13 protein-coding genes are annotated in these 14,514 nt (G+C 68.2%); 9 read left to right on the top strand and 4 right to left on the bottom strand.

Annotated elements, in window-relative coordinates; all coding sequences use genetic code 11:
* Nucleotides 1–41: 41 nt before the first annotated feature.
* Both ACSHSS_RS10950 and ACSHSS_RS10945 read right to left on the bottom strand, forming a co-directional pair.
* Complete coding sequence (locus ACSHSS_RS10950) at nt 42–884, bottom strand: ABC transporter substrate-binding protein (protein WP_006396886.1); 843 nt, start codon at nt 882–884, stop codon at nt 42–44.
* 479 nt (nt 885–1,363) lie between these two features.
* Nucleotides 1,364–2,260, bottom strand: coding sequence for a glutamate/aspartate ABC transporter substrate-binding protein (locus ACSHSS_RS10945; RefSeq protein WP_060151839.1), 897 nt, complete (start codon nt 2,258–2,260; stop codon nt 1,364–1,366).
* Nucleotides 2,261–2,527: 267 nt separating this feature from the next.
* Between ACSHSS_RS10945 and ACSHSS_RS10940 the strand changes: the two genes are divergently transcribed.
* The 3 genes from ACSHSS_RS10940 to ACSHSS_RS10930 all read left to right on the top strand — a co-directional run bounded on the left by ACSHSS_RS10940 (nt 2,528) and on the right by ACSHSS_RS10930 (nt 8,411).
* Nucleotides 2,528–4,177, top strand: coding sequence for a S8 family peptidase (locus ACSHSS_RS10940; RefSeq protein WP_445544959.1), 1,650 nt, complete (start codon nt 2,528–2,530; stop codon nt 4,175–4,177).
* Nucleotides 4,178–4,843: 666 nt separating this feature from the next.
* Nucleotides 4,844–7,612 (top strand): magnesium-translocating P-type ATPase, encoded by a 2,769-nt coding sequence (gene mgtA / locus ACSHSS_RS10935; protein WP_445544958.1) that lies wholly within the window; start codon nt 4,844–4,846, stop codon nt 7,610–7,612.
* 58 nt (nt 7,613–7,670) lie between these two features.
* Entirely contained in the window at nt 7,671–8,411 is a 741-nt protein-coding gene (locus ACSHSS_RS10930) for a transporter (RefSeq protein WP_217117813.1), read from the top strand.
* A 53-nt stretch (nt 8,412–8,464) separates the two neighbouring features.
* On the opposite strand, the gene ACSHSS_RS10925 is transcribed toward ACSHSS_RS10930, so the two are convergent.
* Together ACSHSS_RS10925 and ACSHSS_RS10920 are read right to left on the bottom strand one after the other, a co-directional pair.
* Complete coding sequence (locus tag ACSHSS_RS10925; protein WP_012216881.1) at nt 8,465–8,749, bottom strand: hypothetical protein; 285 nt, start codon at nt 8,747–8,749, stop codon at nt 8,465–8,467.
* Between the two features lie 87 nt (nt 8,750–8,836).
* On the bottom strand, nt 8,837–9,724 hold the full coding sequence (locus ACSHSS_RS10920) for a LysR family transcriptional regulator (RefSeq protein ID WP_039217634.1): 888 nt from the start codon (nt 9,722–9,724) through the stop codon (nt 8,837–8,839).
* Nucleotides 9,725–9,775: 51 nt separating this feature from the next.
* On the opposite strand from ACSHSS_RS10920, the gene ACSHSS_RS10915 reads away from it, so the two are divergent.
* The 6 genes from ACSHSS_RS10915 (at nt 9,776) to ACSHSS_RS10890 (ending at nt 14,405) form a co-directional block, all read left to right on the top strand.
* A complete protein-coding gene (locus tag ACSHSS_RS10915) occupies nt 9,776–10,057 on the top strand; it encodes a hypothetical protein (RefSeq protein WP_176157720.1) in 282 nt (93 codons plus the stop codon).
* A 240-nt stretch (nt 10,058–10,297) separates the two neighbouring features.
* The gene (locus tag ACSHSS_RS10910) at nt 10,298–11,392 is read left to right on the top strand and encodes a serine hydrolase (protein ID WP_445544957.1); all 1,095 of its coding nucleotides are present in this window, start codon (nt 10,298–10,300) and stop codon (nt 11,390–11,392) included.
* A 41-nt stretch (nt 11,393–11,433) separates the two neighbouring features.
* Nucleotides 11,434–11,682 carry a DUF7661 family protein gene (locus ACSHSS_RS10905; protein WP_445544956.1) on the top strand — a complete coding sequence of 83 codons (249 nt, stop codon included), beginning with the start codon at nt 11,434–11,436 and terminating at the stop codon, nt 11,680–11,682.
* Between the two features lie 190 nt (nt 11,683–11,872).
* Complete coding sequence (locus ACSHSS_RS10900) at nt 11,873–12,316, top strand: MarR family winged helix-turn-helix transcriptional regulator (RefSeq protein WP_006396871.1); 444 nt, start codon at nt 11,873–11,875, stop codon at nt 12,314–12,316.
* Between the two features lie 74 nt (nt 12,317–12,390).
* Nucleotides 12,391–12,954 carry an isochorismatase family protein gene (locus tag ACSHSS_RS10895; RefSeq protein ID WP_105802492.1) on the top strand — a complete coding sequence of 188 codons (564 nt, stop codon included), beginning with the start codon at nt 12,391–12,393 and terminating at the stop codon, nt 12,952–12,954.
* Nucleotides 12,951–14,405, top strand: a complete 1,455-nt coding sequence (locus ACSHSS_RS10890) for a DHA2 family efflux MFS transporter permease subunit (RefSeq protein ID WP_445544955.1) — start codon at nt 12,951–12,953, stop codon at nt 14,403–14,405. The genes ACSHSS_RS10895 and ACSHSS_RS10890 overlap by 4 nt, the downstream gene beginning before the upstream one ends.
* Nucleotides 14,406–14,514: the final 109 nt, after the last annotated feature.

The following is a 14,514-nucleotide window of genomic DNA, read 5'->3' as shown; positions in this document are numbered from 1 at the left end:
GCGAACGGCCGCCGCAGCGGCGCGGGCGCGAACGCGCGCGGCTACTTCGCGGTGCCGAGTGCGGCCGCGACGTCGGCGGCCGTCGGCTCCTGCAGTCCGTACTTCTTCACGAGGCTGCCGTATTCGCCGCTGCGCTTCGCGTCGTTCAGTGCGCCTTCGAGCGCGTGCTGCAGCCCACCGTCGCCCTTCGTCACGCCGAGGCCGATCACGATCGGGTACAGCAGCGTCGTGGAGCTCGGCTCGACACGTCCGTTCGTCTGCTTCGGAATGCCCTGCGCGACGGCGGCGTCCTCGATCTGCACGTCGACGGCCTTCGACATCAGCGCGGATGTCGCCTCCGGCGACGTCGGAAACTCGAGGATCGCGATTTCGCCGCGGCCGGCCGGCTTGCAGGTGTCGGTCGAGATCGCGCGCAGCTTCGGCGTCCACGATGCGCCCTTGATCGTGCCGACGCGCTTGCCGCAGAGTTCGTCGGGCGTTTTCGGCCGATACGCGCTGCCCTTCGCGACGAGCAGCGACGCGCCCGTCTTCAGGTACGGCACGAAGTCGACCTGCTTCACGCGATCGGGCGTCACGTACAGCGCGGAAGCGACGACATCGAAGCGGCGTGCCTTCATGCCGAGAATCAGATCGGGAAAGCGCGTGTCGAGGAAGACGGGCTCGAGCTTCAGATGCGTCGCGAGCATCCGCGAGAACTCGGCATCGAAGCCGGCCGGCTTGCCGCCGTCGAGATACGCGTACGGCGGATAGGTGAGATCGGAGCCGATCAGCAGCGTGCCGGGCTTCACCGTCTGCAGCGGCGACGCCGATGCGAGCGAAGCCGCGAAAGCCAGCGGCACGAGCGCGCCGCGAAGGAAACGTCGAAGCGAAGACTGACCGGACATGACGTGACTCCCGATTTTTCGGCTATCGCGCAAACAGCTCGCAACTGCGCCTGCGCGCCGCCCCATGCGGCTCCGCAGGTTTTTCCGCCGAAAATTGTTGAACAATTTCGGCCGATTCTGACCAGTTCAAATTGAAATCTGAATCCGGGTTTACGCCCGGACACGATGCGGGCATGCAGCGCGTGCGCGCACGCATGCGATCGTCCGGCGGGCGGGCGCGCGTGGGGACAAAAAGGGAATCAACGATGGGCGAGCGCGACGCGGATCGGCGTTCAGTCGCGTCGCGCGGAGGGAACGACGCGTGCATCGGCAAGCGACGTCGCGCGGGCTGCGCGAGCCGCGTTGCAGGCTATGCAACGGATCGGGAGACGGCCGCACCGACACCGGGCGGCCGCGATGTTTCGCCGGTCAAACGGCGCATGCGTCGTGCGCGCCGAACGGCGCACGCACGCGATACGACGCGCCGAGGCGCGTGCGAATCAGTACTGCGCCTGATCGGTAGGATTCTTGAAAAGCTGCTTCATCTCCGGCGACAGCGGGTAATTCAGGCTCACGCCCTTCGGCGGGATCGGCTGCGTGAACCAGCGATCGTAGAGCTTCTCCGCTTCGCCGGACGTCTGCATCTTCGCGATCACGCCGTCGACGACGCGCTTGAACGCCGGATCGTCCTTGCGCATCATGCACGCGTAGTTCTCGTGCATCAGCGGCGTGCCGGTCACCGTATAGGCGCCCGGATTGCGATCCTTCGCGATCTCGCCGTACAGCAGCGGCTCGTCCATCACGAACGCGACGGCACGCCCGGTCGTCACGTTCATGAACGCTTCAGCATGATCCTTCGCGCTGATGATCGTCATGTTCATCCCCTTCTCCTCGTTCAGCTTGCGCAGCAGCCGCTCGTCCGACGTGCCCGCCGTCGTCGCGACCGTCTTGCCCGCGAGGTCCGGGAAGTCTTTCACGCCCGAATCCTTGCGCGTGCTGAAGCGGATGCCGTAGAGGAAGATGCTGTTCGAGAACGCGGCCTGCTTCTGCCGTTCGAGCGTGTTCGTCGTCGATCCGCATTCGAAGTCGATCGTGCCGTTCTGCAGCAGCGGAATTCGGTTCTGCGACGTGATCGGAATTTCCTTCACCGCGAGGCCCGGCAGGTTCAGGTCCGTCTTCAGCTGATCGATGATCCGCGCGGCGATGTCGCGCGAGTAGCCGATATTCTTCTGCTGATTGTCCGAGTAAGAGAACGGCACCGACGACTCGCGGATGCCGAGCGACACGACGCCCGTGTCCTTGATCTTCTTCAGCGTGCCGGTCAGCGCCTGCGCATGCGCGGCGCCGGCCAGCGCACACGACAACGCGACAGCGGCCCAACGAAAGCGGCGGTCCATGCTTTTCTCCTGACGAAACGTTGATCGAATCGCGATCGTACGCCCGACAAAATTTGCGTCGCATCAGGGAAAGCGTAAGGAAACGCAACCGTTTGCCGTCCCGCACGCATTTCTGCGCGAATCGCCTCAAGAAGCCGCCGCCGCGGCCGTTACCCACAGCAAGGCGCACGCGGCATCCGGCCGCCGCGCCCGCAGCAACGGGTCCGGCACGGCCGGCCCGGGTTCCACGCCGGCACGACGGCTTCCTAACGAGGATCGAGTTTCAACATGAGCGCCAAACGTCTCAACCTTGCCGTGGCACGCGCAGGCCACGCGCGCATGCTCGCCGGCATCCTGTCGGCCGCCGCCCTCCTTCCTCTCGCGGGCTGCGGCGGAGGCGGCGGCGACGGCGGCACGACGCCGCCGTCGAACGCGTCGCCGGCACCGACGCCGACGCCGGCGCCCGCGCCGGCACCGAGCGCGCCGCCGGCGTCGTCGAGCAACGGCGCGTGCACGACCTCGCAAGCCGCCGCGCAGATGGCCGCTCAGAGCGTCGCGCCGACCGAACCGCCGGTCGATCATCTGATCGTCCGGCTGAAAACGTCGACCGCCACGCATGCGATGGCGGCCACCGATACCGCATCGCGCTTCGACGCCGTGATCCAGCGCTCGATCGCACGCTGGAACGCGCCGGTCGGCACCGCGCGCGCCTATGCGAGCGCCGCCGCGCAGACGTCGCTGAACGTGCAGGTCGAGCGCACGATCTCGAACGGCGCGGCCGTGCTCGCGCTCGGCCAGCGGATCGCCGCGGCCGACGCCGACGCGCTCGCGCAGGCGTTCGCGGCCGATGCCGACGTCGACTACGCGGAACCCGATCACCGGATGAACGTGCGCGACACGCCGACCGACCCCGACTACAACCAGCAGTGGTATCTGTTCGATCAGACCGGCGGCGTCAATCTGCCGGCCGCCTGGGATCGCACGAAGGGCTCGCCGAGCGTCGTCACGGCCGTGCTCGACACCGGCTATCGGCCGCACGAGGATCTCAACGCGAACCTGCTGCCCGGCTACAGCTTCATCTCCGACGTCAACGTCAGCAACAACGGCAAGACGCGCGGCAGCGACGCGACCGATCCCGGCGACTGGGTCACGCAGCAGGAACTCGACGATCCGAACGGCCCGTACTACCACTGCGAAAGCCAGCCGAGCAACAGCACGTGGCACGGCACGCGCGTGATGGGCGTGATCGGCGCGAACGCGAACAACGGCAAGGGCATCGCCGGCGTGTCGTGGCTCGGCCGCATCCTGCCCGTGCGCGTGCTCGGCAAATGCGGCGGCTCGACGAGCGACATCGCCGATGCGATGCGCTGGGCGGCCGGCATCCCCGTGAACGGCGCGCCGAACAATCCGACGCCCGCGAAGGTGATCAACCTGAGCCTCGGCGGCAGCGGCGCCTGCAGCACGACGTTCCAGCAGGCGATCGACGACGTGACGGCGAAGGGCGTGACCGTCGTCGTCGCGGCCGGCAACGACGGCCAGTCGACGGCGCTCGATCAGCCCGCGAACTGCCGCGGCGTGATCGCGGTCGGCGCGACCGATTCGACGGGCCGCCGCGCGTCGTTCAGCAACTTCGGCTCCGACGTCGCACTGAGCGCACCGGGTGTCGGCATCGTGTCGACCGCGAATTCGGGCACGACGACGCCCGGCACCGACACGTACGGCCCCGCGAACGGCACGAGCTTCGCCGCGCCGCAGGTGAGCGGCGTCGCCGCACTGATGCTGTCGATAAACGGCAACCTGACGCCCGCGCAGATCCAGCAGAAGCTGCAAGGCGGCACGCGCGCGGCAAAGCTCGCGGCCGGCACGTCGTGCACGGCGGCGCCTGCCGGTTCGGGCATCCTCGACGCGGGCGCGGCCGTCGCTTCCGCGGCCCCGTGATGCACGTTACGCAGCCGCGCACGCATCGGCGTCGCGCGGCTGCGTGGCGACGCCGAGCCCGCTGCGATGCTTCAAGCGATCGGCAAAAAGGGTTGACGCTCGGCAGCACGAGCCATTACCATCGCCCCCGTCTGATTACATGGAGTGTTCTGTGAACACCGATGCGAGTTGTAGTTGGCGCTCGACCAACTTGACTGCTGCCTGAGGAAACTGCGCAGAGCCTCGTCTTCTGCCGCATCCCGGGAAGCAGGATGCGGCGCCCTTCCGGCCTGACCGGCCCGATTCCCCGCCGAATTTTTCGATGATGTCGAACGACACGCGTGCGCCGTCGCGCGCGTGCGTTCGTGCCGCGCGCAGCGCCGCTGCGTGCGTTTTCCGTTCGCGCGCCGACCGGCCGCACGCGTTCGCGCGTGCCGGCCGTCGTGCGGCCGTGCCGTTGACCCGTTACCGACAGGAGTGCCAATGAACGCCGACGACAGTAGTCGATTACCGCTCGCCGGTGCGCCGTGGCGCACCGTCCGTTCGGTCGCGCCACGCGCGCCGGCGAGCGTTTCCGCCGTTACCGAATTCCCCCGAATCGCGCGCGACGCGAGGCGGCGGGCTGCGCGCGTGCGTCGCTGACGTCACGGTCGCTCCCGCCGCCGCGCCGCGCGCCAGGAGCGACCCATGACACAACGCAATCCAACCAAGAAGAAACAGCGCGGCTTCGTCGCGGCCCGCGCCGCCGCGCGCCGCGATACGCCGACGGTACGCGCCGCGCAGCATGCCGCGCGCCCGCTCGACGAGTTGCTGAAGACGCTGCACACGACCGCGCACGGTCTCACCGAAGCGCAGGCCGCCGAGCGTCTGCAGAACGACGGTCCGAACGAAATCGCCCACGATAAGCCGCCGCACTGGACCATCCAGCTGCTGCACGCATTCCACAATCCGTTCGTCTACGTGCTGCTGGTCCTGGCCGCGATCGGCTTCATGACCGACGTGTGGTTCGCGGCGCCCGACGATCGCGATTACGTCGGGACCACGATCCTGCTGACGATGGTCGTGATCAGCGCCGTGCTGCGCTTCGTGCAGGAATTCCGCTCGCTGCGCGCGGCGGAGAAGCTGAAGGCGATGGTGCGCACGACGGCCACCGTGCAGCGCGCGACGACCGCGACGGCCGAGCCGGCGCGGCGCGACGTGCCGATGCGCAACGTCGTCGTCGGCGACGTCGTGCATCTGTCGGCCGGCGACATGGTGCCGGCCGACGTGCGGCTGCTCGCCTCGCGCGACCTGTTCATCAGCCAGGCCGTGCTGACCGGCGAGGCGCTGCCGGTCGAGAAATACGACACGCTCGGCGCGGTCGCCGGCAAATCGGCGCACGCGCAGGCGGCAGCGAACGATGCCGACGACGAAGTGCCCGCATCGCCGCTCGACTTCGGCAACGTGTGCTACATGGGCACCAACGTCGTCAGCGGCACGGCGACCGCCGTCGTCGTCGCGACCGGCGAAGACACGTACCTCGGTTCGCTCGCGCGCAACGTCGTCAGCCACAAGCGGATCGAGACGAGCTTCGACCGCGGCGTCGCGAGCGTGAGCTGGCTGCTGATCCGCTTCATGTTCGTCATGGTGCCGGTCGTGTTCATGATCAACGGGCTGACCAAAGGCGACTGGCTCAGCGCACTCACGTTCGCGCTTGCAGTCGCGGTCGGCCTGACGCCCGAAATGCTGCCGATGATCGTCAGCGCGAACCTCGCGCGCGGCGCGGTCGCGATGGCGCGCCGCAAGGTCGTCGTCAAGCGGCTCAATGCGGTGCAGAACTTCGGCGCGATGGACGTGCTGTGCACCGACAAGACCGGCACGCTCACACAGGACCGCATCATCCTCGAGCATCATCTCGATGCGTCCGGCTATCGGAACGAGGACGTGCTGCGCCTCGGCTGGCTGAACAGCTTCCATCAGAGCGGGCAGAAGAATCTGATCGACGCCGCCATCGTCGCGCGCGCCGACGAGATCGGCGACAGCGTGAAGCCGCACGGCTACCGCAAGATCGACGAGCTGCCGTTCGACTTCGTGCGCCGCCGGCTGTCGGTCGTCGTCGCGGACGCGCACGGCGCCCATCTGCTGATCTGCAAGGGCGCGGTCGACGAAATGCTCGCGGTATCGACGCACGTGCAGGACGAACACGGCCTGCGTCCGCTCGACAGCGCCGCGCGCCGGCGGCTCATCGAACAGGCCAACGCGTACAACGAAGACGGCTTTCGCGTGCTCGTGCTCGCGACGCGCGCGATCGCGCGCGGCGACGAACGCGACCAGTACCGCACCGCCGACGAACGCGATCTCGTCGTGCGCGGCTTTCTGACCTTCCTCGATCCGCCGAAGGAATCGGCCGCGCCGGCGCTCGCCGCGCTGCGCGAGAACGGCGTGGCGGTGAAGGTGCTGACCGGCGACAACGCGATCGTCACGATGAAGGTCTGCCGGCAGGTCGGCCTCGCACCCGGCACGCCGCTGCTCGGCCCGCAGATCGATGCGCTCGACGACACGGCGCTCGCCGATGCGGTCGAACGCACGACCGTGTTCGCGAAGCTCACGCCGCTGCAGAAGGCGCGCATCGTGAAGGCGCTGCAGGCGAACGGCCATACGGTCGGTTTTCTCGGCGACGGCATCAACGACGCGCCGGCGCTGCGCGACGCCGACGTCGGCATCTCGGTCGACACCGGCGCCGACATCGCGAAGGAAACCGCCGACATCATCCTGCTCGAGAAGAGCCTGATGGTGCTCGAGGAAGGCGTGATCAAGGGCCGCGAGACGTTCGGCAACATCCTGAAGTATCTGAACATGACCGCGAGCTCGAACTTCGGCAACGTGTTCTCGGTGCTCGTCGCCAGTGCCTTCCTGCCGTGGGAGCCGATGCTCGCGACGCAGCTGCTCGTGCTGAACCTGATCTACGACACGTCGCAAATGCTGCTGCCGTGGGACCGGATGGATCCCGAGTTCCTGAAGAAGCCGCGCAAGTGGGAAGCAGGCAACATCGGCCGCTTCATGCTGTGGGTCGGGCCGACCTCATCGGTGTTCGACATCACGACGTACGTACTGATGTGGACCGTGTTCGGCGCCGGCGCGATGTATCACCTGCACGGCGGCGACGGCGGCCAGATCGTGATGAATTCCGGCTGGTTCGTCGAAAGCCTCGTATCGCAGACGCTCGTCGTGCATCTGCTGCGCACGCAGAAGATCCCGTTCCTGCAGAGCACCGCTTCGCTGCCGGTGTTGCTGTCGACGATCACGGCGATCGCGATCGGCTGCTGGCTGCCGTTCTCTCCGTTCGCCGAAGCGCTCGGCTTCATCCATCTGCCGGGCAGTTACTGGCTGTGGCTCGCCGCGACGATGGCCGGCTACATCGTGCTCGCGCAGATCGTGAAGACGATCTACGTGCGGCGCTACAAGCAGTGGTTCTGAATTTCCTCGCATCGATGCGGCCGGCAGGCGCCGGCCGCCACCCCTAACAGGTGTTCCAATGAAAAGAATCCTTCCGTACGCGGCAGCGGGCGCCCTGCTCGCGCCGCTCGGCGCGATGGCCGCGCATCCGCTCGTCAGCGACGATCCCGGCACGCAGGGCAACGGGAACTGGCAGTTCGAATTGAATGCCGAGCAGACGCCGCGACAAGCCGATACCGGCTACCGGCAACTCTGGAACGCGACGCTCACGCGCGGCTTCGGCGAGCGCGTCGACGTCTACGTCAACGCGCCCTATACGCATCTCGAGACGCGCACCGACAACAACGGCTCCGGTTTCGGCGACGTCGAAATCGGCATGAAATGGCGCTTCGTCGAGCGCGGGCCGTTCGCGCTCGCGTTGAAGCCGAAGTTCACGGTGCCGATCGGCAACGGCCGTCGCGGGCTCGGCACCGACCGCCTCGGCGCGGGCGCCACGTTACTCGCGCAGGTCGACGTCGCGCGGTTCTCGTTGCTCGCGAACGCGGGGCTCACGTATCAGCCGACGCGCGAGCACGACCTCGCGTCGATCTGGGCCGTGTCCGGTGCGGCCATCTACCATGCGACCGACCGGCTGCAACTCGCGCTCGACGTCGGCACGTCGCGCAATCCGACGCGTGGCGCCGGCGCGAATCCCGCGTTCGCGATCGCCGGCGCGATCTATTCGCCGACGTCGTGGCTCGATGTCGACATCGGCTATCGACGCGGGCTGAACGATCAGACCGAGCACGCGGTGATGGCCGGCGTGACCGCTCGCTGGTGACGCGCGCGCGACGTCGCCCTGCCGCACGCGGACCGCGCGTGCGGCCTGCCCCTTCATTGCGCGTCGTTCGCGCCGAACAGCTGCGCGCACACCGCGCGCCCCTCGTCGGTCAGCGCGGCGCTGCCGGTGCCGTCGTCGTGTACGTCGGTCGCGGTCAGGCCGGCCGCGTCGAGCTGCGTGAGCACGCGGCGCAGCGTGCTCATCGGCAATTGCGCGCGCTTCGCGATCTTCGGCAACGACCATCGCTTGCCGGACGGATCGGCAGCGGCATCGTTCAGCGTCGCGAGCGTCGCGACGAATGCGGGGTCGAGCGGGGTGTCGTCGGATTCGGAAGTCATCGGTTCGTGAGCGGCGGCGCGGCCGGCAAAGTCGTTCGGCAGGCGACCGGCCGGTTCGCGCCGGTCGCGCACACTATACCGCTTCGTTCATACGCGACCGCGCGGCGGCTGGATCGCCGCGCGCATGAACGTGACGAAACGCGTCGTCACGGGATCGTCGCGCCCGGATAGCCACGCGAGCCCGACGCGCCATTTCGCGTCGCGGCCGTCGAGCGGCAGCACCGTCGCGTCACGCAGCAGATACTGCGCGCCCGACGGAATGAACGCGACGCCGACACCGGCCGCCACCGACGTCAGCACCGACTGCACGTCTTCCGCCTGCTGCGTCACGTGCGGCACGAAACGGCGTGCCATGCACCATCGGTCGATCTGCGCGGCGAGCCCGGCCCCGCGTGCGCGCTGCAACGCGATGAAACCGAGTTCGTTGAGCACGTCGAGATCGGCCGGCACGCGCTTGAAGCCGAGCTGCGGCGGCACCGCGAGCGCGAGCGACTCGTCGATCACGCGGCACGACGACAATCCGTCGTCGGCCGGCAGCCGCAGAAAACCGGCGTCGAGCTTGCCCGCGCGCAAGCGGCGCGTCTGCTCGGCCGACGACAGGTCGCTCAGCGTCACCGCAATGCCGGGATTCAGCCGCCGGAACTCGGCCACGAGCCGCGGCACCAGCGTCAGCACCGACAAACAGATGCCGAGCCGCAGATGGCCGCGCTGCCCGCTCGCCGCTTCCCTTGCGCGCGCAACGATCTCGTCGGCATCGCGCACGAGCGCCTGTGCATCGGGCAGGAAGCGCTCGCCGAACGGCGTGAGCTCCGCGCCATGCCGCCCGCGCTCGAACAGCTTGCCGCCGAGGCTCGCTTCGAGCGCGCCGATCTGCTTGCTCAGCGCCGGCTGGCTCATATGCAGCGCATCGGCCGCACGACTGAAATGGCTCAGCTCGGTGACGGTCAGAAACGTTCTCAGCAGCTTCAGTTCCATTCTTGAAGGGAATCGTAACGATCGAAATATTCATTTTACTGATTGAACCGCTTGACGTTCAATGGAGGCAATCCCTTTCCGGACTATCCCGTCATGACCTTTCATCCTGCGTCCGCGTACCCGAACGATGAATCGTGCGAGCCGATCGTCGCGAACGAATGCGCGACCGCACCCGATGTGCCGGCGCCCGCGCGCGAAGCCCGGCGCGCTGAAGGACGCCGCGGCCGCTTTCGCCTCGACGACGCACCACCGGACGAGGCACGGCCGCGCATCGTGACGGGATCGATTGCGGTCAGCTTCGCGATCGTGTCGCGGCGCAACTGGCCGCGTTAAGGCCGGGCGCGCGATCGCACCACGATCGCGTCGCGCGCCTCCATATCGCGCGCGCGTTCGCCCGCATAGCGCCGCCCTCGTCCTCCGCACGGCAGTAAAAACGCCCGATCCCTGCGAAAAATCGCCGCGTTTTCCCGCTGTCCGTCGTCATCGCGCCGCGATCGACCGTATAATTTTCCGCTCCCCTGACCGCTCAACCATGCCACGCTGCGTCGTCGCGCGTGAAAAGGAGCTTTTCGCTTGACCGGCCTCATCGCGCGCCTGCCTCTCGCCCGGACCACCCTGCTCATCGCGTTGTCGATCCTCACGTTCGCATTTGCGACGAACGCATCGTCGGCGCAACGCCACCCGCCCCAGCGTGCCGCGCATGCCGTGCCGCACGCGAAAGCCGTCAAGAAAACGGTCAAGAAAAAGCCTGCGCAGCGCAAGAAAAAGGCCGTCAAGCATCGCCGCCCGCGCGTGAAGCACCACGCAATCCAGCGCCACGCGGCACCGGCTCCGCAGCAGCGTCGCGCGAAACGCACGACGGCCGCTCGTCCGCAGCCGGCCGCGAAACCGCGCCTGCTGGCGAGCTGCGGGTACAACCCGCGCGCGGTTCGATCGCTCCATTCGCGCGCCGCCTACGTGCTCGACGTCGATTCCGGCACGCCGCTGCTGGCGCGGAATGCGCGCACGGTGCGGCCGATCGCGTCGATCTCGAAACTGATGACGGCCGTCGTCGCACGCGATGCCGATCGACCGTTGAACGGCGTGTTGCGCGTCACCGCGAACGATCGCGACACGATCAAGTTCACCGGTTCCCGCTTGCAGGTCGGCTCGGAGCTGTCGCGCCGCGACATGTTCCATATCGCATTGATGTCGTCGGAGAACCGCGCGGCCGCCGCGCTGAGCCGCGACTATCCGGGCGGCCGCGCCGCCTTCGTCAAGGCGATGAATCGCGAAGCGCGCCGGCTCGGCATGCGCCATACGCATTTCAGGGAACCGACCGGGTTGTCGCCGCACAACGTGTCGACGGCCGAGGATCTCGCGCGGCTCGTCGACGCGGCTGCACGGGATCCGCTGATCCGCTACTTCTCGACCGACACGTCCACGACCGTGCGCCCCGGCGACGGCGAACTGCTGTATGTGAATTCCGATCCGCTCGTCCGCTATCGCCGCCTGCCGATCCGCCTGCAGAAAACCGGCTTCATCAACGAATCGGGTCACGGCGTCGTGATGCGCATGCGCGTGAAAGGTCGCCGCACGACCGTCGTGCTGCTCGGCGCACCGACGCGCGCCGGCGTCTCGAGCGACGCGATCAGGATCCACCGCTGGCTGGCCTGCTCGATCCAGTAAGCGCGCAGGCGGCCGGCGCATGCATCTTCGGGAGCGATGCGATGCTGCATGAATACCGCTTCAATGCATTCGGGCGCCGTCTCGCCGTCGCGCGTCATAACGACCGCTGGGCCGTGTTCGATCTCGGCGTCGAAGGCAAGCGGCGGCCGGCCGACCTGCATATCCCGCCCACGCTCGCCGCCGACGAACTCGCGCAGTATCTCGGCGACCCGCTGCATGAAGCCGCCACGCCGCGCAACAGCGAGGTCGTGCCGATCGCGCCGCCCGATCGCGACGGCGAATCCGGCTGAAGGCATCGCGGCGCCCGCCCGCTGTCGTTGCAGTCGTCGATGGATCAACGTCTGCGCGCCCCTGACCGCTTCAATCGCTGAACCCGCCTGTCTGCCGCATGCCTTCGTCGCAACGCGCATTTGAACTGTATCGTCGACAATTCGACAGCCAAACTTGCAAGTCTAACTGTCTTGTCCTAAGATCCGCCTCATGAACGCCGCACGCAAACCGAACCTTACCGCCGACGCCGTTGCCACCGAGCTGACGCTCGCCGTCGGACAGCTGATCCGCCGGCTGCGCTCCGAACTCGCGTCCGACGGGCTCGGCATGTCGCAGACGAGCGCGCTCGCGCGGCTCGAATCGAACGGCCCGATGACGACCGCCGATCTCGCCCGCGCCGAGTCGATGAAGCCGCAATCGATGAAGGCGATCCTCGCGAGTCTCGAAGAGGAAGGTCTCGTCGAACGCGAGCCGCATCCGACCGACGGTCGCCAGATCCTGTTCCTGCTGACCGCGGCCGGGCGCGAGGCGCGCCGCAAGCGCAGCGCCGCCAAGCACCGCTGGCTCGGCGCCGCGATCGAGCAACTCGATCCCGAAGAAATCCGCACGCTCGCCGCCGCGATCCCGCTGATCAGGCGGATCGGCGACAAGTGACCCGCGCGCGGCGATGCGGCCGCATCCGTTCGCGCGCCTTTCCCGTCCCCCGTCCGTTCCATGGAGTCCTCATCATGAGCGCAACCCGTCTCGACACAAACACGGCGCTGGTCGTCATCGACCTGCAGAAAGGCATCGTCGCGCTGCCCACCGCGCATCCGGTCGGCGGCGTGATCGAGCGCACGCGCAAACTGCTCGACGCATTCCGCAGCCGCGGCCTGCCGGTCGTGCTCGTCAACGTCGCGGGCGGCGCACCGGGCCGCACGCAGCAGCAGGTTCGCCTCGACGCGCTGCCGGCCGACTGGACCGAACTCATTGCCGAACTCGACCGCCAGCCCGGCGACCATCTCGTCACGAAGAAAACCTGGGGCGCGTTCACCGGCACCGATCTCGACGCTTACCTGAAGGCGGCCGGCGTCACGCAGATCGTGCTGGCCGGCGTCGCGACGAGCATCGGCGTCGAATCGACCGCGCGGCAGGCGCACGAACTCGGCTACAACGTGACGCTCGCCGTCGACGCGATGACCGACCTCAACGCGGACGCCCATGCGAACAGTGTCGAGCGCCTGTTCCCGCGCCTCGGCGAGACGGGTTCGACGCAGGACATCGTCGCGCTGCTCGACCGGCGCGGCGCGTGAGCGACGAACGTACGCAACCGGCGCCGGCCCGCGCGGGTGGCGGACTCGATCCGTCGATCTGGAAGGTCAGCGCGGTGGCGATGCTCGGCTCGCTGCTGTCGCAGCTCGACGCGACGATCGTCAACGTGTCGCTGTCGAGCCTCGCGACGGATCTGCAGACAAGCCTGTCGACGATCCAGTGGGTCACGAGCGGCTATCTGCTCGCACTGACGCTGGTGCTGCCGCTGAACGGCTGGCTCGTCGACCGGATTGGCGCAAAGGCGCTGTACTTGTGGTGCTTCTCCGCGTTCACGCTGACGTCGGCGCTCTGCGGGCTCGCGTGGTCCGCGCCGTCGCTGATTGCGTTTCGCGCGTTGCAAGGCATGAGCGGCGGACTGCTCGCCCCGATGGCGCAGATGATGATCGCGGGCGTCGCGGGCCAGCAGATGGCGCGCGTGATCGGCTATGCGGCCGTGCCCGTGCTGCTCGCGCCGATCCTCGGCCCCGTCGTCGCGGGCGCGATCCTGCAGCACATGTCGTGGCGCTGGCTGTTTCTCGTGAACCTGCCGGTCGGCGTGCTCGCGCTTGCGCTCGCTGCCTGGTTCCTGCCCGGCGATCGCGAGGAAACGCAGCCGCGAGCGCTCGACTGGATCGGGCTGTCGCTGTTGTCGCCGGGGCTCGTGCTGTTCCTGTACGGCGTCGAGCGCATCGGCGAGGCGCTCGGCTTCGCGGCACTCGCCGCCGCGGCGCTGCTGCTCGTTGCCTTCCTGCGCGTCGAAACGCGCAAGGGCGATCGCGCGCTGCTCGATCTCGCGCTGTTTCGCCGCAAGGTGTTCGGCGCGGCGGCCTCGACGCAGTTCCTGTCGAACGGCGCGCTGTTCGCGGGTCAGATGCTGATCCCGGTATTCCTGATCCAGGCATGCGACCGTTCGCCCGGCGAGATGGGCTGGCTGCTCGCGCCGATGGGCCTCGGCATGCTCGTCACCTATCCGTCGATGGGCGCGCTGACGGGCCGCTTCGGCGTGCGGCGGCTCGCCGCCGCGGGCGCGATGCTCGCGCTGCTCGCGACGCTGCCGTTCGTCTATCTCGCGCTGCGCGGCTACGATCCCGTCGTGCTCGTGCCTGCCCTATTCCTGCGCGGGATGGGACAGAGCGCGATCGGCGCGCCGTCCATTACGGCCGCTTATGCATCGGTCGAACGCCGCGACCTGCCGATGGCGACCACGTCGCTCAATATCGTGCAGCGCCTCGGCGGGCCGACGTTGACGACGCTCTGCACGCTGTTTCTCGCCTGGCGGCTGCAGGTCGATCACGCGGCGGGCGGCGACACGCACGGGACCGCTTACGCCTGGGCGTTCGGCCTGCTCTGCGTGCTGCACGCGTCGAGTTTCGTCACTGCGCTGCGCCTGCCGCTGTGGTCCGCCGGCGCAGGCGGCCGCCGCGCGGCACCGGCGTCAAGCGGCTCGCGCTGAACGCGCCAGGTCGCGCCACGTCGCGCGGCCTGTGCGGCCGCGCCGAGCGTCATCGCCAAGCCCTTCGGGTCGTGCGAGAGCATCCATCCCCGCCGACGAATCCCTGCAG

It is taken from the genome of Burkholderia sp. BC1, from assembly GCF_052683555.1.
Note: the sequence above shows the minus strand (reverse complement) of the source record. Positions and strands in the feature narration are given on the sequence as shown.